Genomic DNA, 18,933 nt, shown 5'->3' on the forward strand with positions numbered 1-18,933 from the left:
CTGCCGCATCATCCGCTCGCCACCCCCGGCTCGCCTTCCGCCACATGCACGTCCCGCCGGAACGCGCCGGGGCTCGTCCCCGTCCATTTCCGGAACGCGCGATGAAACGCGCTCGGCTCGGTGAAGCCGAGCTCGGCCGCAATCTCCGCGACGCTGAGCGCATGCCCGCGCAGCAGCGACTGGGCCAGCGCGCCGCGCAGCTCGTCCTTGATTGCCGCGAAGCTTTGCCCTTCGCTGCGCAGACGCCGCCGCAGCGTCGCGGGCGTCGTGCCGAGGCGCACGGCCAGCGTATCGAAGTCGGGCCACTCCGCGGCCGGTAGCGTTTTCAGCTGCGCGCGTATCTTCGCGACCCAGCCCGTGTCGTGCCGGTAGCGGACGAGCAGGTTGCCGGGCGCGCCGCGCAGAAAGGTCTTCAGCGCTTGTTCGGAGCGGATCGTCGGCAGCGCGAGGTACGCGGCGTTGAACGCGAGCCGGCTGTCGGGACGGTCGAAATGCACGGGCACGCCGAAGAACTGGTGATAGTCGCCGCGCTGGTCGGGGCTCGGGCACGCGAAGTCGATGCGCTGCAGCGGAATGCGCCGGCCGATCAGCCAGCACGCGACGCCCAGGAGGATCAGCCAGAACGTCCGGTACGCGAACGCCGGGTAGGGTGCGCCCGTTTGAGTCAGCACGATCTGGGCTTGTCCGTCGGCCACGACGAGTTCGCCATGCGGCTCGTCCAGCACCACGCGCAGGAACTGCAGCGCGCGCCGCAGCGCCTTGTCGAGGGTGCCGGCGTGCAGCACCGCATGGCACAGCAGCGTGAAGCTGCCACGCCGCATCGGGCGCGCGGCGAGGCCGAAGAATTCGTCGTCGAGCGTACCGGCGATCGCGAGCCACAGCCTGCCGTACTGCTGCGGCGTGACGGGCTCGCGTACGGCAGCAGGCAGGCCGGCGGCGCGCAGCACGGGCTCCGTCGGAAGGCCTTGCCGGCGCAGGCACGCGAGCGCGTCGTCGACGAAATCCGGTGAAATCATCTGCGGCCCCATTTTCCTGCAACCTCCCGACATGGCAAAAGCGATCACGATTCTAGATTCCGTTTGTCATTGATTGCAATGTGCGGGCTGTCTACTATCGAACTATCCCCGTCGCGCCCCTGGCTCGCCGGCGGCCATAACGCACAGGAGACACGCATGTCTGATGGAGCTACCGCCCAAGCGGTGCCGGCCTACGCCGACGCCGTGGCCCGGTTCAGTATCGAGACCGCCGCGCAGCAACTGCACGGCGACCTGGCGCGCGGCCTGAACGCATGCGTGGAATGCTGCGACCGGCACGCATCGGCGAACGCGATCGCGCTCGACTGGATCGACGCCGGCGGGCAGCACCACAGCTACACGTTTGCGCAGATGAAGGCGCTGTCGGCACGCGTCGCGAACCTGCTGGTCGCGCAGGGCGTGAAGCCGGGCGACGTGGTGGCGGGCCTGTTGCCGCGCACGCCGGAACTCGTCGCGACGATTCTCGGCACGTGGCGCGCGGGCGCCGTCTATCAGCCGCTGTTCACCGCATTCGGCCCGAAAGCGATCGAGCACCGGCTGCGCATGAGCGATGCACGCCTGGTCGTGACCAACCTCGCGAATCGCGCGAAGCTCGACGAGATCGCCGGTTGCCCGCCCGTTGCGACGGTGCGCGAGCCGGGCGAGACGCTGCCGGAGCGCGACATCGATTTCCTCGCGGCGCTCGACGCGCAGTCCGACACGTTCGAACCGGTACTGCGCAAGGGCACGGACCTGTTCATGATGATGTCGACGTCGGGCACGACGGGCTTGCCGAAGGGCGTGCCGGTGCCGTTGCGCGCGCTGCTCGCGTTCGGCGCGTACATGCGCGACGCGGTGGACCTGCGTGCCGGCGACCGGTTCTGGAACATCGCCGATCCGGGCTGGGCGTACGGCCTCTATTACGCGATCACGGGCCCGTTGCTGCTCGGCCACGCGACGACGCTCCACGAAGGCAGTTTCACGGTCGACAGTACGTACGACGTGATCGAGCGGCTCGGGATCACGAGCCTTGCCGGCTCGCCGACGGCCTTCCGGATGCTGATGGCGGCCGGGACGGAAGCGGCGGCGCGACTGCAGGGCAAGCTGCGCGTGGTCAGCAGCGCGGGCGAACCGCTGAATCCGGAAGTCGTGCGCTGGTTCGACGCGGCGCTCGGCGCGCCGATTTACGATCACTACGGCCAGACCGAACTCGGGATGGTCGTGAACAACCATCACGGCCTCGCGCATGCCGTCCACGCGGGTTCGGCAGGCTTGGCGATGCCCGGCTACCGCGTCGCGGTGCTTGACGAGGCGAGCCGCGAGCTCGGCCCGGGCGAGCCCGGAAACCTGGCGATCGACATCGCGCGCTCGCCGCTGCTGTGGTTCCACGGCTACTGGCAGCAGGACACGCCGGCGATCGCGGGCGGCTATTACCGGACCGGCGACAACGTCGAACTGGAGCCGGACGGCACCGTGAGCTTCATCGGCCGCGCGGACGACGTGATCACGTCGTCCGGCTACCGGATCGGCCCGTTCGACGTGGAAAGCGCGCTGATCGAGCATCCGGCCGTGAGCGAGGCTGCCGTCATCGGCGTGCCCGACGCGGAGCGCACGGAGATCGTCAAGGCGTTCGTCGTGCTGTCGAAAGGCCATGACGGCACGCAGGCGCTGGCCGAGGAACTGAGCCTGCACGTGAAGCGGCGGCTGTCCGCTCACGCCTATCCGCGCGCGATCGACTTTGTCGACGCGCTGCCGAAAACCCCGAGCGGCAAGATCCAGCGCTTCGTATTGCGCAAGATGGAAGCCGAGAAGGTCGCTCAACCCTGAACACATACTGTACGGACTGCGAATGGATATCAAGGATCGCGTTTTTCTGATTACGGGCGCCGGTTCGGGCCTTGGCGCCGCGGTGGCGCGCATGGTGGTCGAGGAAGGTGGCAAGGCCGTGCTGCTGGACGTCAACGAAGAGGCAGGTGCGGGCCTCGCACACGAACTCGGTGCGGCCGCATGCTTCGTGAAGACGGACGTGACGAGCGAAGCCGACGGTCAGGCTGCTGTCGCCGCGGCGCGTGACGCGTTCGGCCGCATCGACGCGCTGGTCAACTGCGCGGGCGTCGCGCCGGGCGAGAAGGTGGTGGGCCGCGACGGCCCGCATTCGCTCGACCGCTTCGCGCGCGCGGTGTCGATCAATCTGGTCGGCACGTTCAACATGATCAGGCTGGCCGCCGAGGCGATGTCGAAGCAGGACGCCGATGCGGAAGGCGAGCGCGGCGTGATCGTCAACACGGCGTCGGTCGCGGCGTTCGACGGGCAGATCGGGCAGGCCGCGTATGCGGCGTCGAAGAGCGGCGTGGTGGGCATGACGCTGCCGATCGCGCGCGAGCTCGCGCGGTTCGGCATCCGCGTGGTGACGGTCGCGCCGGGTATCTTCGCGACGCCGATGATGGCCGGCATGCCGCAGGACGTGCAGGACGCGCTCGGCAAGAGCGTGCCGTTCCCGCCGCGGCTCGGCCGCCCGGAAGAATTTGCGGCGCTGGTGCGCCACATCGCCGGGAACACGATGCTGAACGGCGAAGTCATCCGTCTCGATGGCGCGTTGCGCATGGCACCGCGCTGACACTGGAGGAAGCGAATCATGACGACTCAGGATCCGATCGTAATCGTTGGCACGGCGCGTACGCCGATGGGTGGTTTTCAGGGCGACCTGGCGGCGGCCAGCGCGAGCGACCTCGGCGCGGTAGCGATTCGCGCGGCGCTCGAGCGCGCGAACGTGCAGGCCGAGCGCATCGATGAAATCGTGTTCGGCTGCGTGTTGCCGGCGGGCCAGGGCCAGGCGCCGGCGCGGCAGGCCGCGCTGAAGGCCGGGCTGCCGCTTGCGGCGGGCGCGACCACGGTCAACAAGATGTGCGGCTCGGGGATGAAGGCCGCGATGTTCGCGCACGACCTGCTGCTGGCAGGTTCGGCAGGCGTGGCCGTCGCGGGCGGGATGGAGAGCATGACGAATGCACCGTACCTGCTGCCGAAGGCGCGCGCGGGGATGCGCATGGGTCACGGGCAGGTGCTCGATCACATGTTCCTCGACGGGCTCGAGGACGCGTACGAGAAAGGCCGCCTGATGGGCACGTTCGCCGAGGATTGCGCACAGGCGTACCAGTTCACACGCGAGGCACAGGATGCGTTCGCGATCGCATCGCTGACGCGCGCGCAACGCGCGATCGCCGACGGGCATTTCGCGTCGGAGATCGCGCCGGTGACCGTGAAGGCCGGCAAGACCGAAACGGTCGTGTCGATCGACGAACAGCCGGGCAAGGCGAAGCTCGACAAGATCCCGACGCTGAAGCCGGCCTTCCGCGAAGGCGGCACGGTGACGGCCGCCAATGCGTCGTCGATCTCGGACGGCGCGGCCGCGCTCGTGATGATGCGCCGCTCGGAAGCCGAGCGCCTCGGGCTCACGCCGAAGGCCGTGATCGTCGGGCATTCGACCTACGCAGACAAGCCGGGCCTGTTCGCGACCGCGCCGATCGGCGCGCTGCGCAAGCTGTCGGAGAAAACCGGCTGGAACCTGCGCGACGTCGACCTGTTCGAGATCAACGAAGCGTTCGCGGTGGTGCCGATGGCCGCGATGCGCGATCTCGACCTGCCGCACGACAAGGTCAACGTGCATGGCGGCGCGTGCGCGCTCGGGCATCCGATCGGCGCATCGGGCGCGCGCGTGATGGTGACGCTGCTGGCCGCGCTCGAAACGTATGGGATGAAGCGCGGCGTCGCGTCGCTGTGCATCGGCGGCGGCGAGGCGACGGCGATCGCGATCGAGCGCATCGTGTAACGCATCGCGCGTAGTCCACATGCGGCGACGCGTCCGACGGGTATCGCACGGGAAACACCGGTGCGATACCCGTTCCGCTTTGGGCGGATCGCGGTGCCGCGCTATGCCTTCGCGTGCGGCGACACCGCCCCGCATGCGCGAATCACAAGCTGCACGACCTGTTCGGTCTTCTCGTCGAACGCCTTCCGCGTGAACGTACGCTTGCCGCTCAGCGCGCGGATCTGCGCATCGAAATCCGCGTAGTGCTGCGTGCTTGCCCAGATCAGGTACATCAGCGCATGCGCGTCGATCGGCGCGAGCAGCCCGCGCGCGATCCAGCCGTCGATGACCTTCACGCGCGTGTCGAACCACGGTTTCACGCGTTCCGACAGGATGTCCTGCATGTGCTCCGCGCCGTGGATGATCTCGTTGGCCCAGACCTTCGAACCGAGCGGACGCCGCCGCGACAACGCCATCTTCGCGCGCACGTAGGCGCCGATCGCTTCGACGGGATCGTCGTCGGCCTCGAACGAACCGGCCGCACGATGCCAGTCCTCGAACAGGTCGTCGAGCACGCGGCGGTACAACGCAAGCTTCGTCGGGAAGTAGTAATGCAGGTTCGCTTTCGGCAGGCCGGCGCGCTCCGCGATCATCGCGGTGCTCGCGCCGTCGAGCCCGCGTTCTGCGAACACGGCCTCCGCGCAGGCGAGCAGATGCGCTTCGTTGGACTCGCGGATGTGCGCCTTGCGTCGCCGCAAAGGCGCAGGCGTTTCGTCGCTGTCGGTGGCTTCGGTTGCCGCCTCGTCATGTCTCATCGTTGTCCTCGCGCGGCGGGCGTGCCGCGTTGGGCTTCATTCTAGCCGCTGATTCGCATCGAACGCACGCGTGCGGACATCGCGCATGCATCGCCATGCTGCGTTGCGATGGCACGTTTCTCGCTCCATTCATTCACGCAAGAAAGAGATTGATTTGGTCATTTTGATCGTCTAAAACCTGTCCAATCGGACAGGATTAGACGAGCGGCGGAAACCTTTCGGCCCGATTCGCCGGACGTTCCTCGCGAACGACCGGGGCATGCACCGCGCTTGGGCGGCGTTGCCCCGAAACAGGCATGACACGCACCGGCACGGACCGGCTGGCGGCATCACCGACCCCACAGGAGCGATACGAATGAACGCGGTATCGGAAACAGTGAAGCGGGCAGCTTTCGACACGTCGATCAAGGTCGACGGCAAGCGGTTGTGGGACAGCCTGATGGAAGTCGCGAAGATCGGGGCGACGCCGAAGGGCGGCGTGTGCCGTCTCGCGCTGACCGATCTCGACAAGGCCGGCCGCGACCTGATCGTCAGCTGGGCAAAGGCCGCCGGCTGCACGGTGACGGTCGATACGATGGGCAACGTATTCATGCGCCGCGCGGGCCGCGCGGCCGATGCGGCGCCGGTCGTCACGGGCTCGCACGCGGATTCGCAGCCGACGGGCGGCCGCTTCGACGGCATCTACGGCGTGCTCGGCGGCCTCGAGGTGATTCGCAGTCTCAACGATCACGGCATCGAGACCGAGCATCCGGTCGAGGTCGTGATCTGGACCAATGAGGAAGGCTCGCGCTTCGCGCCCGCGATGGTTGCGTCGGGTGTGTTCGCGGGCGTGTTCTCGCTCGAATACGGGTTGTCGCGCAAGGATGTGGACGGCAAGACGATCGGCGAGGAACTGGCGCGCATCGGCTACGCGGGTGACGTGCCGTGCGGCGGACGCAAGCTGCACGCGGCATTCGAACTGCATATCGAGCAGGGGCCGATTCTCGAAGCGGAATGCAAGACGATCGGCGTCGTGACCGACGCGCAGGGGCAGCGGTGGTACGAGATCACGTTCACCGGCCAGGAAGCGCACGCGGGGCCGACGCCGATGCCGCGTCGCCGCGATGCGCTGCTCGGCGCGTCGCGCGTGGTCGATCTCGTCAACCGGATCGGCCTCGATCATGCGCCGTTCGGCTGCGCGACGGTCGGCATGATGCAGGTCTACCCGAACTCGCGCAACGTGATTCCGGGGCGCGTGTTCTTCACCGTCGATTTCCGTCATCCGGACGATGCGGTGCTCGCGAAGATGGATGCCGCGTTGCGCGACGGTGTGGCGCGCATCGCAGCCGACATCGGGCTCGAGACCGACCTCGAGCAGATCTTCTATTACAAGCCGGTCGCGTTCGATCCTGCCTGTGTGGAAGCCGTGCGCAGTGCGGCCGACCGCTTCGGTTTCTCGCATCGCGACATCGTGTCGGGCGCCGGCCACGATGCGTGCTACCTCGCGCAGGTCGCACCGACGTCGATGGTGTTCGTGCCGTGCATCGACGGCATCAGCCACAACGAGATCGAGGACGCGACGCCCGCCTGGATCGAGGCCGGCGCGAACGTGCTGCTGCACGCGATGCTGTCGCGCGCATGCGAGCCGGTTTCATGACACGGAGACCGTAGCAGCCGGCAGGCTGCGCATCGCCTGACCGTAGCAATCCCAAGAACGACCGCCCCGACTGTGCGTTCGCAGCCGGCGGGGACGGCTTTGTCTCCACCCAGTCGAAGGAATGCGTATGACCACCAAGCCAACCGGCGATATCGCCGCGCATCGCCTGTCGTCCACGCAACTGTCGTGCGAATTCGCCGATATCGCGCCGCTGCTCGATCCGACGGCCGCCGCGGCCGCCGCCAGCCGCTGCCACTACTGCTACGACGCGCCGTGCGTGCAGGCCTGCCCGACCCGGATCGACATCCCGAGCTTCATCCGCAAGATCGGCAACGGCAACCTGAAGGGCGCCGCGACCGACATCCTGTCGGCGAATCCGCTCGGCGGGATGTGCGCCCGCGTGTGTCCGACCGAGATCCTGTGCGAAGGCGCATGCGTGCGCAATCACCAGGATGCGCAGCCCGTCGCGATCGGCGCGCTGCAGCGGCATGCGACCGACTGGGCGATGGAGACCGGTGCGGTGCGCTTCACGCGTGCGCCCGACACGGGCCGCCATGTCGCGGTGGTCGGCGCGGGGCCGGCCGGGCTCGCATGCGCGCACCGGCTCGCGCTCGCCGGGCACCGCGTCACGCTGTTCGACGCGCGCCCGAAGGCCGGCGGCCTCAACGAATACGGGATCGCCGCATACAAGACCGTCGACGCGTTCGCGCAGCGCGAAGTCGAGTGGCTGCTGTCGGTGGGCGGGATCGCGTTGAAAACCGGCGTCGCGCTGGGGCGCGACATCGCGCTCGACGCGCTGCGCGAGCAGCACGACGCGGTGTTTCTCGCGATGGGCCTCGGCGGCGTGCGTGCGCTTTCGATCGACGGCGAGCAACTGGCCGGCGTGATGAACGCGGTCGACTTCATCGAGCAGGTGCGGCAGGCCGACGCGCTGGAGCACGTGCCGGTCGGGCGGCGCGTCGTCGTGATCGGCGGCGGCAATACGGCCATCGACGCGGCGGTGCAGAGCCGCAAGCTTGGCGCCGAACGCGTGACGATGGCGTACCGGCGCGGCGTGGACGCGATGAGCGCGACATGGGCCGAGCGCGAGTTCGCGCAGAAGAGCGGCGTCACGCTCGTCACGCACGCGAAGCCGGTGCGCATGACGGGTGTGGACGGGCAGGTGACGGGTGTCGAATTCGAGTCGGCGTCGGGCGAGCGCTTCACCGTCGATGCGGACATGGTGCTGAAGGCGATCGGCCAGACGCTGACACCGGACGGCGTCGACGCCGCGCTGCTGACGGCGGACGGTGCCCGCATCGCAGTGGACGCGGACGGGCGCACCGCATGGCCCGACGTATGGGCCGGCGGCGACTGCGCGGCGACGGGCGGCATCGACCTCACGGTGCAGGCCGTGCAGGACGGCAAGCGCGCGGCCGCGTCGATCGACGCAACGCTTGCGCAGCGCGCCGCGAAGGCCGCGTGACCGCACAACGCGCGTCATACGCCACGAGCACAACGTACACGACCCCACTCTCACGGAGCCGACCATGGCCGACCTTCGCTGCACCATCGCGGGCATCACTTCGCCGAATCCCTTCTGGCTCGCGTCCGCACCGCCGACCGACAAGGCCTACAACGTGAACCGCGCGTTCGAGGCGGGCTGGGGCGGGGTCGTCTGGAAGACGCTCGGGCTCGATCCGCACGTCGTCAACGTCAGTTCGCGTTATGGCGCCGTGCAGTGGAACGGCCAGCGCATCGCGGGGCTGAACAACATCGAGCTGATCACCGACCGTCCGCTCGACGTGAACCTGAGAGAGATCGCGCAGGTGAAGCGCGACTGGCCGGATCGCGCGCTGATCGTGTCGCTGATGGTGCCGTGCAACGAGCGCGACTGGAAATGGATCCTGCCGCTCGTCGAGGATACGGGCGCCGACGCGGTCGAGCTGAACTTCGGCTGTCCGCACGGGATGAGCGAGCGCGGGATGGGCGCGGCGGTCGGACAGGTACCCGAATATGTGGAGATGGTCACGCGCTGGGTGAAGGAAGGCACGAAGCTGCCGTGCCTCGTGAAGCTCACGCCGAACATCAGCGACATCCGGATGGGGTCGCGCGCCGCATATAAGGGCGGCGCGGACGGCGTGTCGCTGATCAACACGATCAACTCGATCGTCGCGGTCGACCTCGATCACATGGCGCCGATGCCGATGGTTGACGGCAAGGGCACGCACGGCGGCTATTGCGGCCCGGCGGTCAAGCCGATCGCGTTGAACATGGTCGCGGAGATCGCGCGCGATCCGGAAACGCCGAACCTGCCGATCTCGGGCATTGGCGGCATCTCGACCTGGCGCGACGCGGCCGAGTTCATGGTGCTCGGCGCCGGTAGCGTGCAGGTATGCACCGCCGCGATGCACTACGGCTTCCGGATCGTGTCGGACCTGGCCGACGGGCTGTCGAACTGGATGGACGAGAAGGGCTACGCGACGCTCGACGACATCCGCGGCCGCGCGGTGCCGAACGTGACCGACTGGAAATACCTGAACCTGAAGTACGACATCAAGGCGCGCATCGACCAGGATCGCTGCATCCAGTGCGGGCTGTGCCATATTGCGTGCGAGGACACCTCGCACCAGGCGATCACGGCGACGAAGGACGGCGTGCGGCACTTCGAGGTGGTCGATTCGGAATGCGTCGGGTGCAATCTTTGCATGCATGTGTGTCCGGTCGAGCAATGCATCACGATGGAGCGTGTCGATTCGGGCGACTACGCGAACTGGACTACGCACCCGAACAACCCGGCGAGCGCGGACGCGGGTGCGGGCACGGCGGCGGCACCCGAGAAGCACGCGAAGCAGGCTGCCTGACCGGCGTCCGGCGGCGCGGGCCATTCCGCACCGCCGCTTTGGGTTCCACCCGGGCCGGCATCGCATGATGCCGGCGCCGACGTTTTTCGTGGAGTGCGTTCGATGAATCCCGCAGCGAATTCCGCCGATCCCGATAGCGCCGCGGCGCAGGGCGGCAGCCTGTACAACGACGACCTCGCGCCGACGACGCCGGCGCAGCGCACGTGGAAGTGGTATCACTTCGCCGCGCTATGGGTCGGGATGGTGATGAACATCGCGTCGTACATGCTCGCGGCAGGGCTGATCCAGGAAGGCATGTCGCCGTGGCAGGCGGTGATGACCGTGTTGCTCGGCAACCTGATCGTGCTCGTGCCGATGCTGCTGATCGGCCATGCGGGCGCGAAGCACGGGATTCCGTACGCGGTGCTCGTGCGCGCGTCGTTCGGCACGCAGGGCGCGAAGCTGCCGGCGCTGCTGCGCGCGATCGTTGCGTGCGGCTGGTATGGGATCCAGACCTGGCTCGGCGGCAGCGCGATCTATACGCTGCTGAACATCCTGACCGGCAACGCGCTGCACGGCGCCGCGCTGCCGGTCGTCGGCATCGGGGTCGGGCAGCTCGCGTGCTTCCTCGTGTTCTGGGCGCTGCAGATCTACTTCATCTGGCACGGCACCGATTCGATCCGCTGGCTCGAGAGCTGGTCCGCGCCGATCAAGGTCGTGATGTGCGTGGCGCTCGTGTGGTGGGCGACGTCGAAGGCGGGCGGCTTCGGCACGATGCTGTCGGCGCCGTCGCAGTTCGCGGCGGGCGGCAAGAAGGCCGGGCTGTTCTGGGCGACCTTCTGGCCGGGCCTGACCGCGATGGTCGGCTTCTGGGCGACGCTCGCGCTGAACATTCCCGACTTCACGCGCTTCGCGCATTCGCAGCGCGACCAGATGATCGGACAGTCGATCGGGCTGCCGCTGCCGATGGCGTTGCTGTCGGTGGTATCGGTCGTCGTGACGTCGGCGACCGTCGTGATCTACGGCAACGCGATCTGGGATCCGATCGACCTGACGAGCCGGATGACGGGCATCGGCGTGGGCATCGCGCTCGTGATCCTCACGCTCGACACGATGTGCTGCAATCTCGCCGCGAATCTCGTCGGCCCGGCCTACGATTTTTCGAGCCTGTGGCCGAAGGCGATCTCGTACCGCACCGGCGGGATGATCACCGCGACGATCGCGATCGTGATGATGCCGTGGAAGATCCTCGCGACGACGGACGGCTATATCTTCACCTGGCTCGTCGGCTATTCGGCGCTGCTTGGGCCCGTGGCGGGGATCCTGATGGTCGACTACTTCCTGATCCGCGGCACGCGGCTCGACACGCGCGCGCTGTTCGACGAGCGCGGCGGCTTCAGCTACGCGCGCGGCTGGAATCCGGCCGCGCTGGCCGCGCTCGCGATCGGCGTGCTGCCGAACCTGCCCGGCTTCCTGCATACGGCTTTTCCGGCATCGTTTCCAAACGTGCCCGCATTCTTCAACACGCTCTACACGTACGCGTGGTTCGTCGGCCTCGTGCTGGCGTCGTGCGTGTACGGCACCTGGATGAAGTGGCGCGCCGGACAGCGCGCGCAGATCGCGAGCGCGTGACGCGCGCGGCGCTTGTGATCCGAGCGCGGCATGCGGCACCCGACAGTCAACGAGGAGGCAACCCAATGGCAATCCTGATTCGCGGCGGCACCGTGGTCGATGCGGACCGCTCCTATCGCGCGGACGTGCTCTGCGCAGCCCCGGAGGACGGCGGCACGATCCTGCAGATCGCCGAGCAGATCGAGGCGCCGGCCGGCGCGACCGTCGTCGATGCGCACGACCAGTACGTGATGCCGGGCGGCATCGACCCGCATACGCACATGGAACTGCCGTTCATGGGCACGACCGCGAGCGACGATTTCTACTCGGGAACGGCCGCCGGGCTCGCGGGCGGCACGACGAGCATCATCGACTTCGTGATCCCGAGCCCGAAGCAGCCGCTGATGGACGCGTTCCATGCATGGCGCGGCTGGGCCGAGAAGGCGGCGGCCGATTACGGTTTCCACGTGGCCGTGACATGGTGGGACGAGAGCGTGCATCGCGACATGGGCACGCTTGTGCGCGAACACGGCGTGTCGAGTTTCAAGCACTTCATGGCGTACAAGAACGCGATCATGGCCGACGACGAGGTGCTCGTGAACAGCTTCGCGCGCTCGCTCGAACTCGGTGCGCTGCCGACCGTGCATGCGGAGAACGGCGAGCTCGTGTTCCAGCTGCAGAAGGCGCTGCTCGCGCGCGGGATGACGGGGCCGGAGGCGCATCCGCTGTCGCGGCCGCCGGAGGTCGAGGGCGAGGCCGCGAACCGCGCGATCCGCATCGCGCAGGTGCTCGGCGTGCCCGTGTATATCGTGCATGTCTCCGCGAAGGATGCGGTCGATGCGATCGCGCGTGCGCGCAGCGAAGGGCTGCGCGTGTTCGGCGAGGTGCTGCCGGGCCATCTGGTGATCGACGAGGCGGTCTATCGCGATCCGGACTGGACGCGTGCGGCCGCACACGTGATGAGCCCGCCGTTCCGCTCGGCCGAGCATCGCGAGGCACTGTGGCGCGGGCTGCAGGCGGGGCAACTGCATACGACTGCGACTGATCACTGCGTGTTCTGCGCATCGCAGAAGGCAATGGGCCGCGACGATTTCACGAAGATCCCGAACGGCTGCGGCGGCGTGGAGGATCGCATGTCGGTGTTGTGGCATCACGGCGTGAATCACGGCCGCATCACGCCGAACGAGTTCGTGCGGATCACGTCGACGAACGCCGCGCAGATCTTCAACCTGTATCCGCGCAAGGGCGCCGTGCAGGTGGGCGCCGACGCCGACCTCGTCGTCTGGGACCCGGCCGCGACGAAGACGATCTCGGTGAAGACCCATCATCAGCAGGTCGATTTCAACGTGTTCGAAGGGATGACGGTGCAGGGCGTGGCGACGCACACGCTCACGCGCGGCGCGCTCGCATGGGCCGACGGCGAGCTGCGCGCGGTGCGCGGCGCGGGCCGCTACCTGAAGCGCCCGCCGGCGGCCAGTTACTACGAGGCCGCGCGGATCGCGAACCGGCTGCGCGAACCGCATCCGGTCGAGCGCGGCGGCTGAGCGGAACGTGTCGCGGGGCGTGTTCGTTCGCGCGCCGCGCCCCGCGCGCGTTTGGACGTCCCGTTGCGCTCACGCCGACGGCCGGCCGGCGCGGGACGGCTTGTCACGCAGGTGGCGGCCGTTCCCCGCTTCCGCATCTTCTTCGCATCCTGTCCGTCCGGTCAATATATGGCACGGCTTGTGCTTTATCCCCTCGGGTTTATCCGCGAAACGGTCCGAATGCTGACTGACCGGTCAAGTTCGGAGCGCACGCGCACTTGAAGCAGGCGGCGCGCCCGAATCTGGGGCAGCGGCCGACCGCGGAGATCCGGGCCCGGCGCGCGGCATCGGGATATCGACAAGAGCAACGATCGGAAGGCGGGGTCAAGAGCATGCATATAGAAAAACTGAAAAAATTGTCAAGGAGTGCGATGAAAGAGATGAATGCGGCGGTGCGCACGGGCGCCATGCTGCTTGCGCTGTCGGTGGGGATGCCGGCGGCCGCGATCGCGCAGGAGGCGGGCACCGTCGCGCAGGCGGGTGCGACGCAGCTTGCCGAGAGCGGCACGGTCACGCCGAACGCGCCGCCGGCACCCGCGCCGTCGCCGTATCTGTCGAGCTGGTTTCACCAGAGCCTCGGCGTGATCGGGTCGAAGGACATCCGCTTCGGGCCGCACACGACCAACGACGTGTACCTCGAATACGAATACTTCGGCCGCAAGGGGCCGTTCGACCTGTACGGCTATGTCGACCTGCCGCGCGCGTTCGGCGTCGGCAACGGCTACGACTCGGGCTATACGAACAAGGGCTCGCCGCTGTTCAGCGAGCAGGAGCCGCGCGTGTCGATCGACGATCTCGTCGGCCGGCATCTCGGATTCGGGCCGTTCAAGGAATGGTATGTCGCGTTCGACTGGATCTACGACCAGGGGCACAACACGGCCGGGCGGCAGAACACGCTGTATGCGGGCCTCGGCACCGACATCGATACGCATACGAAGCTGATGCTGTCCGCGAACCTGTACCTGCGCCGGCAATGGGAGAACTACGGCGCGGCCAACCAGAACACGTGGGACGGCTATCGCGCGCAGATGAAATACATCTACCCGATCGGCACGTTTCACGGCGGCAACCTGACCTACGTCGGGTTCTTCAACTACGACTTCGGTTCGAAACTGCGCGAGGAGACGGGCGGCCATGCGCGCACCGACACCGCGTTCGTGTCGACCAACGTGCTGATCTATTCGTTCAAGCACTGGCGCTTCTGGACCGCGGCCCGCTATTTCCACAACGGCGGCCAGTGGGGCGGCACCGAGCTGAACTTCGGCGACGGGCCGTTCCAGAACCGGTCGACCGGCTGGGGCTATTACGCGAGCGTCGGCTATCAGTTCTGACGGGCTCGCAACACGATCATGAATCTCACACGAACGAGGCAAGCAATGTGGAAGGGGAAAGTAGCGAAGTGGGCGGCCATCGTCGCGCTGGCCGCGACGATGACGGGCGGCGCGCACGCGGCCGGCGAACGCGCGCATCCGCCGCGCGCGATCAAGGTGCTGATCGTCACGATGTTCGGGCCGGAAGGCAAGGCATGGCTCGACCGGATCGGCCCGGTGCGGAAGATCGCGGTGCCGGGCCTGTCGCCCGACTACCCGGCCGTCAGTTGCACGCGCAACGACGTTTGCGTGCTGACGACCGGCATGGGCCACGCGAACGCGGCCGCGTCGATGGCGGCGCTGGTCTATTCGCGCCGGTTCGACCTGCGCAAGACCTACTTCGTCGTGACCGGCATCGCCGGCATCGATCCGGCGCAGGGCACGCTCGGCTCGGCCGCGTGGGCGCGCTACCTGGTCGACTTCGGGATCCAGTGGGAGCTGGATGCGCGCGAAATTCCGGCCGGCTGGAAGTCGGGCTATCTCGGCATCAACACGAAGAACGGGGACGAGAAGCCGCCGCTCGATTACCGCACCGAGGTGTTCCGGTTGAACGAGGCACTCCTCGACAAGGCCGTCGCGCTGTCGCGCGACGTGACGTTGCACGACAGCAAGGAGGCGGCCGCGTATCGCGCGAAGTATCCGGATGCGCCCGCGAACCGGCCGCCGACCGTGATCCAGTGCGATACGCTCGCGGGCGACACGTGGTTCTCGGGCACGAAGCTCGGCGAGCGCGCCAGGGAATGGACGCGCCTGCTGACCGACGGCAAGGGGGTGTACTGCACGACGCAGCAGGAAGACAATGCGACGTTCGAAGTGATCAAGCGGGCGGCCGCGGCAGGGCTGGCCGATACGCAGCGCGTGGCCGTGCTGCGCTCGGGCTCGGACTTCGACCGGCCGCCGCCGGGCGGCTCGGACGTCGACAACCTGCTCGATTACCAGAGCCAGGGCGGGTTCGTACCGGCGCTCGACAATCTGTACCTCGCCGGTTCGCCGCTCGTGAACGCGATCGTGAAGGACTGGGCGCACTGGAAGGACGGCGTACCGGCCGAGTAACGGCCGCCGTCGGCAGGACACGGGCGCGCATCGGGCGCGCTCCGGCATTTCAATAACATCGAGAGAAAGGAGCACAAGGTGGAAATTCTGCGCAGTCTCCTGGGTATGCTGTGCCTGCTGCTGGTGGCCTACCTGCTGTCGAACAACCGGCGCGCGGTGAGCGGCCGGACCATGATCGCCGCGCTGTGCACGCAGCTGGCGATCGGCGCGCTGGTGCTGTTCGTGCCGTCGGGCCGCACGGCGCTGGCGGCGGCCGCGAACGGCGTCAATCGCGTGCTCGACATGGGCAATCACGGCATCGCATTCGTGTTTGGCGGGCTGGTCGACAGCCGGATGTTCCAGTTGTTCGGCGACGGCGGGTTCGTGTTCGGCCTGCGCGTACTGCCGATGATCATCTTCGTGACCGCGCTGATCGCGGTGCTGTACTACATCGGCGTGATGAAGTGGATCGTCGCGATCCTCGGCGCGGCGCTCGCGAAATTGCTCGGCGTGAGCCGCATCGAGGCGTGCTCGGCGGTGGCGACGATTTTTCTCGGGCAGAGCGAAATGCCCGCGCTCGTGAAGCCGTTCGTGCGGAACATGACGAGCGCCGAGATCTTCACGGTGATGGCGAGCGGCATGGCGTCGGTCGCGGGGTCGGTGCTGGTCGGCTACGCCGGCCTTGGCGTGAGGATGGAATACCTGCTCGCCGCGTCGTTCATGGCGGTGCCGGGCGGGCTGCTGTTCGGCAAGCTGCTGTACCCGACGGTCGAGCCGAGCCGCGTCGTGGTCGACGGGCTCGACTTCGACGACAAGCGGGCCGCCAACGTGATCGAGGCGGCGGCGTCCGGCGCGTCGGTCGGGCTGCGAATCGCGATCAACGTCGGCGCGATGCTGATCGCGTTCGTGGGGCTGATCGCATTGATGAACCTCATCGTCGGCGGCGTGGCCGCGTTCGCGGGCTTTCCGCAGATCACGCTGGTGGGTATCATCGGCCACCTGTTCGCGCCGCTCGCGTGGATCATCGGCGTGCCGTGGCACGACGCGGCGCTGGCCGGCAACTTCATCGGCGAGAAACTGATCTTCAACGAGTTCGTCGCGTATGGCGACCTGTCGCCGTACCTGAAGGGCGGCGCGCACGTCGCGGCGGCCGGCCTGCAGGTGCTCGACCCGAAGACGCTTGCGATCGTGTCGTTCGCGCTGTGCGGTTTCGCGAATTTCTCGTCGATTGCGATTCTCGCGGGCGGCTTCAGCGCGGTCGCGCCCGAGCGCCGCTCGGAAGTCGCGCGGCACGGCCTGCGCGCATTGACGGCCGCGACGCTGTCGAACCTGATGAGCGCCGCGATCGCCGGCCTGTTCTTTTCCCTGCATTGAGCCCGCAGCGGCCATCGACCGATCGAGGAGAGGCAACGATGTTCTTACCGCAGGAATTCATTCGCCAGAAGCGCGACCGGCAGCCGCTCGATCGCGACGAGATTGCCGCGTTCGTGCGCGGCGTGACCGACGGCAGCGTGACCGAGGGCCAGGTGGCCGCGTTCGCGATGGCCGTGTTCTTCAACGACCTGAGCACCGACGAGCGCGTCGCGCTGACGCTCGCGCAGCGCGACTCGGGCGACGTGCTCGACTGGCACACGCTCGATCTCGACGGACCGGTGATCGACAAGCATTCGACCGGCGGCGTCGGCGATGTCGTGTCGCTGATGCTCGGGCCGATGGTGGCCGCGTGCGGCGGCTACGTGCCGATGATCTCGGGCCGCGGGCTCGGCCATACCGGCGGCACGCTCGACAAGCTGAGCGCGATTCCCGGCTACGACGTGACGCCCGATACGGACGCGTTTCGCCGCACGGTGCGCGACGTCGGCGTCGCGATCATCGGGCAGACCGCGCGGCTGGCGCCGGCGGACATGCGCATCTATGCGATTCGCGACGTGACGGCGACCGTCGAGTCGGTCGCGATGATCACCGCGTCGATCCTGTCGAAGAAGCTCGCGGCCGGACTCGACGGGCTCGTGATGGACGTCAAGGTCGGCTCGGGCGCATTCATGCCGACCGCCGAGCAGTCGGCGGAACTGGCCCGCAGCATCGTCGACGTCGGCAACGGCGCCGGCATGAAGACGACGGCGATCCTCACCGACATGAACCAGTCGCTCGCGCCGTGCGCGGGCAATGCACTCGAGGTGGTGTGCGCGATCGACTACCTGACGGGCAAGTCGCGTCCGGTGCGCCTGCATGACGTCACGATGGCGCTTTCGGCGGAGCTGCTGGTCACCGGTGGGCTGGCGCGCGACGTCGCGGACGCGCGCGCGAAGTTGCAGCACGCGCTCGATACGGGTGCGGCGGCGGAACGCTTCGCGAGGATGGTCACGGCGCTCGGCGGCCCTGCGGACCTGCTCGATGCGCCCGCACGTCATCTCGCGCGGGCGGAGGTGATCGTGCCGGTGCCGTCGCGCACGAGCGGCGTGGTGCAGCGGGTCGATTGCCGCGCGCTCGGGCTGGCGGTCGTCGCGCTCGGCGGCGGCCGCACGCGCGCGGCGGATGCGATCGACTACAGTGTCGGCCTGACGGCGCTCGCGGAAATCGGGCAGCGTGTCGAAGCCGGCCAGCCGCTCGGTTACGTGCATGCTCGCGACGCTGCCGCCGCGGCGCACGCGGTGGACACGATCCAGCGCAGCTACGTGCTGGGCGAGACGGGCGACGCGCCGCCGACCATTTATCAGCGGATCGACTGACCGATCTCACGGTGCGGACAACAGCGGCCCGCTTCACGTCACGCGAGTATCGTGATGGCTGGGTGCGGCCGCGCTCATACATCCCGGCACACAATCGGAGGCACGACGAGATGGAACGACACGAACTGATCGAGGCGGCGAAGGCGGCGCGCGAACGCGCGTACGCGCCGTATTCGCGCTTCAAGGTCGGCGCGGCGCTACAGGCGCGCGACGGGACGGTTTTTCACGGCTGCAATGTCGAGAACGCATCCTACGGGCTCTGCAATTGCGCGGAACGTACGGCGATGTTTTCTGCCATCGCCGCCGGTTATCGTCCGGGGGATTTCGCGCGGCTCGCGGTCGTCGGCGACACGGATGGCCCGATCGCGCCGTGCGGCGCGTGCCGCCAGGTGATCATCGAGATCGGCACGCCCGACATCGAAGTGATCCTGGCCAACCTGAAAGGCGCCGTCGAAGTTACGACGGCCCACGCATTGCTGCCGGGCGCGTTCCGGTTGTAACGGCGCGCGCGATTCAC

General features: G+C 67.9%; 15 protein-coding genes. 13 read left to right on the forward strand and 2 right to left on the reverse strand.

Features of this window, described 5'->3' with window-relative positions; all coding sequences use genetic code 11:
- Window positions 1-8 precede the first annotated feature (8 nt).
- A complete protein-coding gene (locus tag HWX39_RS23450) occupies window positions 9-1,028 on the reverse strand; it encodes an AraC family transcriptional regulator (RefSeq protein ID WP_175970196.1) in 1,020 nt (339 codons plus the stop codon).
- Between the two features lie 144 nt (window positions 1,029-1,172).
- On the opposite strand from HWX39_RS23450, the gene HWX39_RS23455 reads away from it, so the two are divergent.
- From HWX39_RS23455 to HWX39_RS23465, 3 genes are read left to right on the forward strand one after another with little or no spacing between them, the layout of a single operon-like run.
- On the forward strand, window positions 1,173-2,840 hold the full coding sequence (locus HWX39_RS23455) for an acyl-CoA synthetase (protein WP_175970197.1): 1,668 nt from the start codon (window positions 1,173-1,175) through the stop codon (window positions 2,838-2,840).
- A 22-nt stretch (window positions 2,841-2,862) separates the two neighbouring features.
- Window positions 2,863-3,630, forward strand: a complete 768-nt coding sequence (locus HWX39_RS23460; RefSeq protein WP_175970198.1) for a 3-hydroxyacyl-CoA dehydrogenase — start codon at window positions 2,863-2,865, stop codon at window positions 3,628-3,630.
- A gap of 18 nt (window positions 3,631-3,648) precedes the next feature.
- Window positions 3,649-4,839 (forward strand): acetyl-CoA C-acetyltransferase, encoded by a 1,191-nt coding sequence (locus tag HWX39_RS23465; RefSeq protein WP_175970199.1) that lies wholly within the window; start codon window positions 3,649-3,651, stop codon window positions 4,837-4,839.
- Window positions 4,840-4,940: 101 nt separating this feature from the next.
- Here HWX39_RS23465 and HWX39_RS23470 read toward each other — a convergent pair whose 3' ends face one another.
- The gene (locus tag HWX39_RS23470) at window positions 4,941-5,633 is read right to left on the reverse strand and encodes a TetR/AcrR family transcriptional regulator (RefSeq protein ID WP_175970200.1); all 693 of its coding nucleotides are present in this window, start codon (window positions 5,631-5,633) and stop codon (window positions 4,941-4,943) included.
- Between the two features lie 355 nt (window positions 5,634-5,988).
- On the opposite strand from HWX39_RS23470, the gene HWX39_RS23475 reads away from it, so the two are divergent.
- The 10 genes from HWX39_RS23475 (at window position 5,989) to HWX39_RS23520 (ending at window position 18,916) form a co-directional block, all read left to right on the forward strand.
- Entirely contained in the window at window positions 5,989-7,269 is a 1,281-nt protein-coding gene (locus HWX39_RS23475) for a Zn-dependent hydrolase (protein ID WP_175970201.1), read from the forward strand.
- Between the two features lie 127 nt (window positions 7,270-7,396).
- Window positions 7,397-8,734, forward strand: coding sequence for an NAD(P)-dependent oxidoreductase (locus HWX39_RS23480; RefSeq protein WP_175970202.1), 1,338 nt, complete (start codon window positions 7,397-7,399; stop codon window positions 8,732-8,734).
- A gap of 64 nt (window positions 8,735-8,798) precedes the next feature.
- On the forward strand, window positions 8,799-10,112 hold the full coding sequence (preA, locus tag HWX39_RS23485; protein WP_175970203.1) for an NAD-dependent dihydropyrimidine dehydrogenase subunit PreA: 1,314 nt from the start codon (window positions 8,799-8,801) through the stop codon (window positions 10,110-10,112).
- Window positions 10,113-10,214: 102 nt separating this feature from the next.
- Window positions 10,215-11,723, forward strand: coding sequence for an NCS1 family nucleobase:cation symporter-1 (locus HWX39_RS23490; protein WP_175970204.1), 1,509 nt, complete (start codon window positions 10,215-10,217; stop codon window positions 11,721-11,723).
- A 65-nt stretch (window positions 11,724-11,788) separates the two neighbouring features.
- Window positions 11,789-13,246 carry a dihydropyrimidinase gene (gene hydA / locus HWX39_RS23495; RefSeq protein ID WP_175970205.1) on the forward strand — a complete coding sequence of 486 codons (1,458 nt, stop codon included), beginning with the start codon at window positions 11,789-11,791 and terminating at the stop codon, window positions 13,244-13,246.
- Window positions 13,247-13,656: 410 nt separating this feature from the next.
- Window positions 13,657-14,616, forward strand: coding sequence for a nucleoside-specific channel-forming protein Tsx (locus tag HWX39_RS23500; protein WP_279613108.1), 960 nt, complete (start codon window positions 13,657-13,659; stop codon window positions 14,614-14,616).
- A gap of 99 nt (window positions 14,617-14,715) precedes the next feature.
- A complete protein-coding gene (locus HWX39_RS23505; protein ID WP_244135088.1) occupies window positions 14,716-15,708 on the forward strand; it encodes a purine nucleoside permease in 993 nt (330 codons plus the stop codon).
- 78 nt (window positions 15,709-15,786) lie between these two features.
- The gene (locus tag HWX39_RS23510) at window positions 15,787-17,061 is read left to right on the forward strand and encodes a NupC/NupG family nucleoside CNT transporter (RefSeq protein WP_175970207.1); all 1,275 of its coding nucleotides are present in this window, start codon (window positions 15,787-15,789) and stop codon (window positions 17,059-17,061) included.
- A 38-nt stretch (window positions 17,062-17,099) separates the two neighbouring features.
- On the forward strand, window positions 17,100-18,416 hold the full coding sequence (gene deoA / locus HWX39_RS23515) for a thymidine phosphorylase (protein WP_175970208.1): 1,317 nt from the start codon (window positions 17,100-17,102) through the stop codon (window positions 18,414-18,416).
- A gap of 110 nt (window positions 18,417-18,526) precedes the next feature.
- Window positions 18,527-18,916 carry a cytidine deaminase gene (locus tag HWX39_RS23520; RefSeq protein WP_175958346.1) on the forward strand — a complete coding sequence of 130 codons (390 nt, stop codon included), beginning with the start codon at window positions 18,527-18,529 and terminating at the stop codon, window positions 18,914-18,916.
- Window positions 18,917-18,933: the final 17 nt, after the last annotated feature.

It is taken from the genome of Burkholderia sp. BCC0322 (assembly GCF_902833045.1).
Classification (GTDB): domain Bacteria; phylum Pseudomonadota; class Gammaproteobacteria; order Burkholderiales; family Burkholderiaceae; genus Burkholderia.

Bases quoted from the DNA above. Each gene is read 5' to 3' on its own strand.
- HWX39_RS23450 (WP_175970196.1), bottom strand. From the start codon at position 1,028: ATGGGGCCGCAGATGATTTCACCGGATTTCGTCGACGACGCGCTCGCG.
- HWX39_RS23455 (WP_175970197.1), top strand. From the start codon at position 1,173: ATGTCTGATGGAGCTACCGCCCAAGCGGTGCCGGCCTACGCCGACGCC.
- HWX39_RS23460 (WP_175970198.1), top strand. From the start codon at position 2,863: ATGGATATCAAGGATCGCGTTTTTCTGATTACGGGCGCCGGTTCGGGC.
- HWX39_RS23465 (WP_175970199.1), top strand. From the start codon at position 3,649: ATGACGACTCAGGATCCGATCGTAATCGTTGGCACGGCGCGTACGCCG.
- HWX39_RS23470 (WP_175970200.1), bottom strand. From the start codon at position 5,633: ATGAGACATGACGAGGCGGCAACCGAAGCCACCGACAGCGACGAAACG.
- HWX39_RS23475 (WP_175970201.1), top strand. From the start codon at position 5,989: ATGAACGCGGTATCGGAAACAGTGAAGCGGGCAGCTTTCGACACGTCG.
- HWX39_RS23480 (WP_175970202.1), top strand. From the start codon at position 7,397: ATGACCACCAAGCCAACCGGCGATATCGCCGCGCATCGCCTGTCGTCC.
- preA (WP_175970203.1), top strand. From the start codon at position 8,799: ATGGCCGACCTTCGCTGCACCATCGCGGGCATCACTTCGCCGAATCCC.
- HWX39_RS23490 (WP_175970204.1), top strand. From the start codon at position 10,215: ATGAATCCCGCAGCGAATTCCGCCGATCCCGATAGCGCCGCGGCGCAG.
- hydA (WP_175970205.1), top strand. From the start codon at position 11,789: ATGGCAATCCTGATTCGCGGCGGCACCGTGGTCGATGCGGACCGCTCC.
- HWX39_RS23500 (WP_279613108.1), top strand. From the start codon at position 13,657: ATGAAAGAGATGAATGCGGCGGTGCGCACGGGCGCCATGCTGCTTGCG.
- HWX39_RS23505 (WP_244135088.1), top strand. From the start codon at position 14,716: ATGACGGGCGGCGCGCACGCGGCCGGCGAACGCGCGCATCCGCCGCGC.
- deoA (WP_175970208.1), top strand. From the start codon at position 17,100: ATGTTCTTACCGCAGGAATTCATTCGCCAGAAGCGCGACCGGCAGCCG.
- HWX39_RS23520 (WP_175958346.1), top strand. From the start codon at position 18,527: ATGGAACGACACGAACTGATCGAGGCGGCGAAGGCGGCGCGCGAACGC.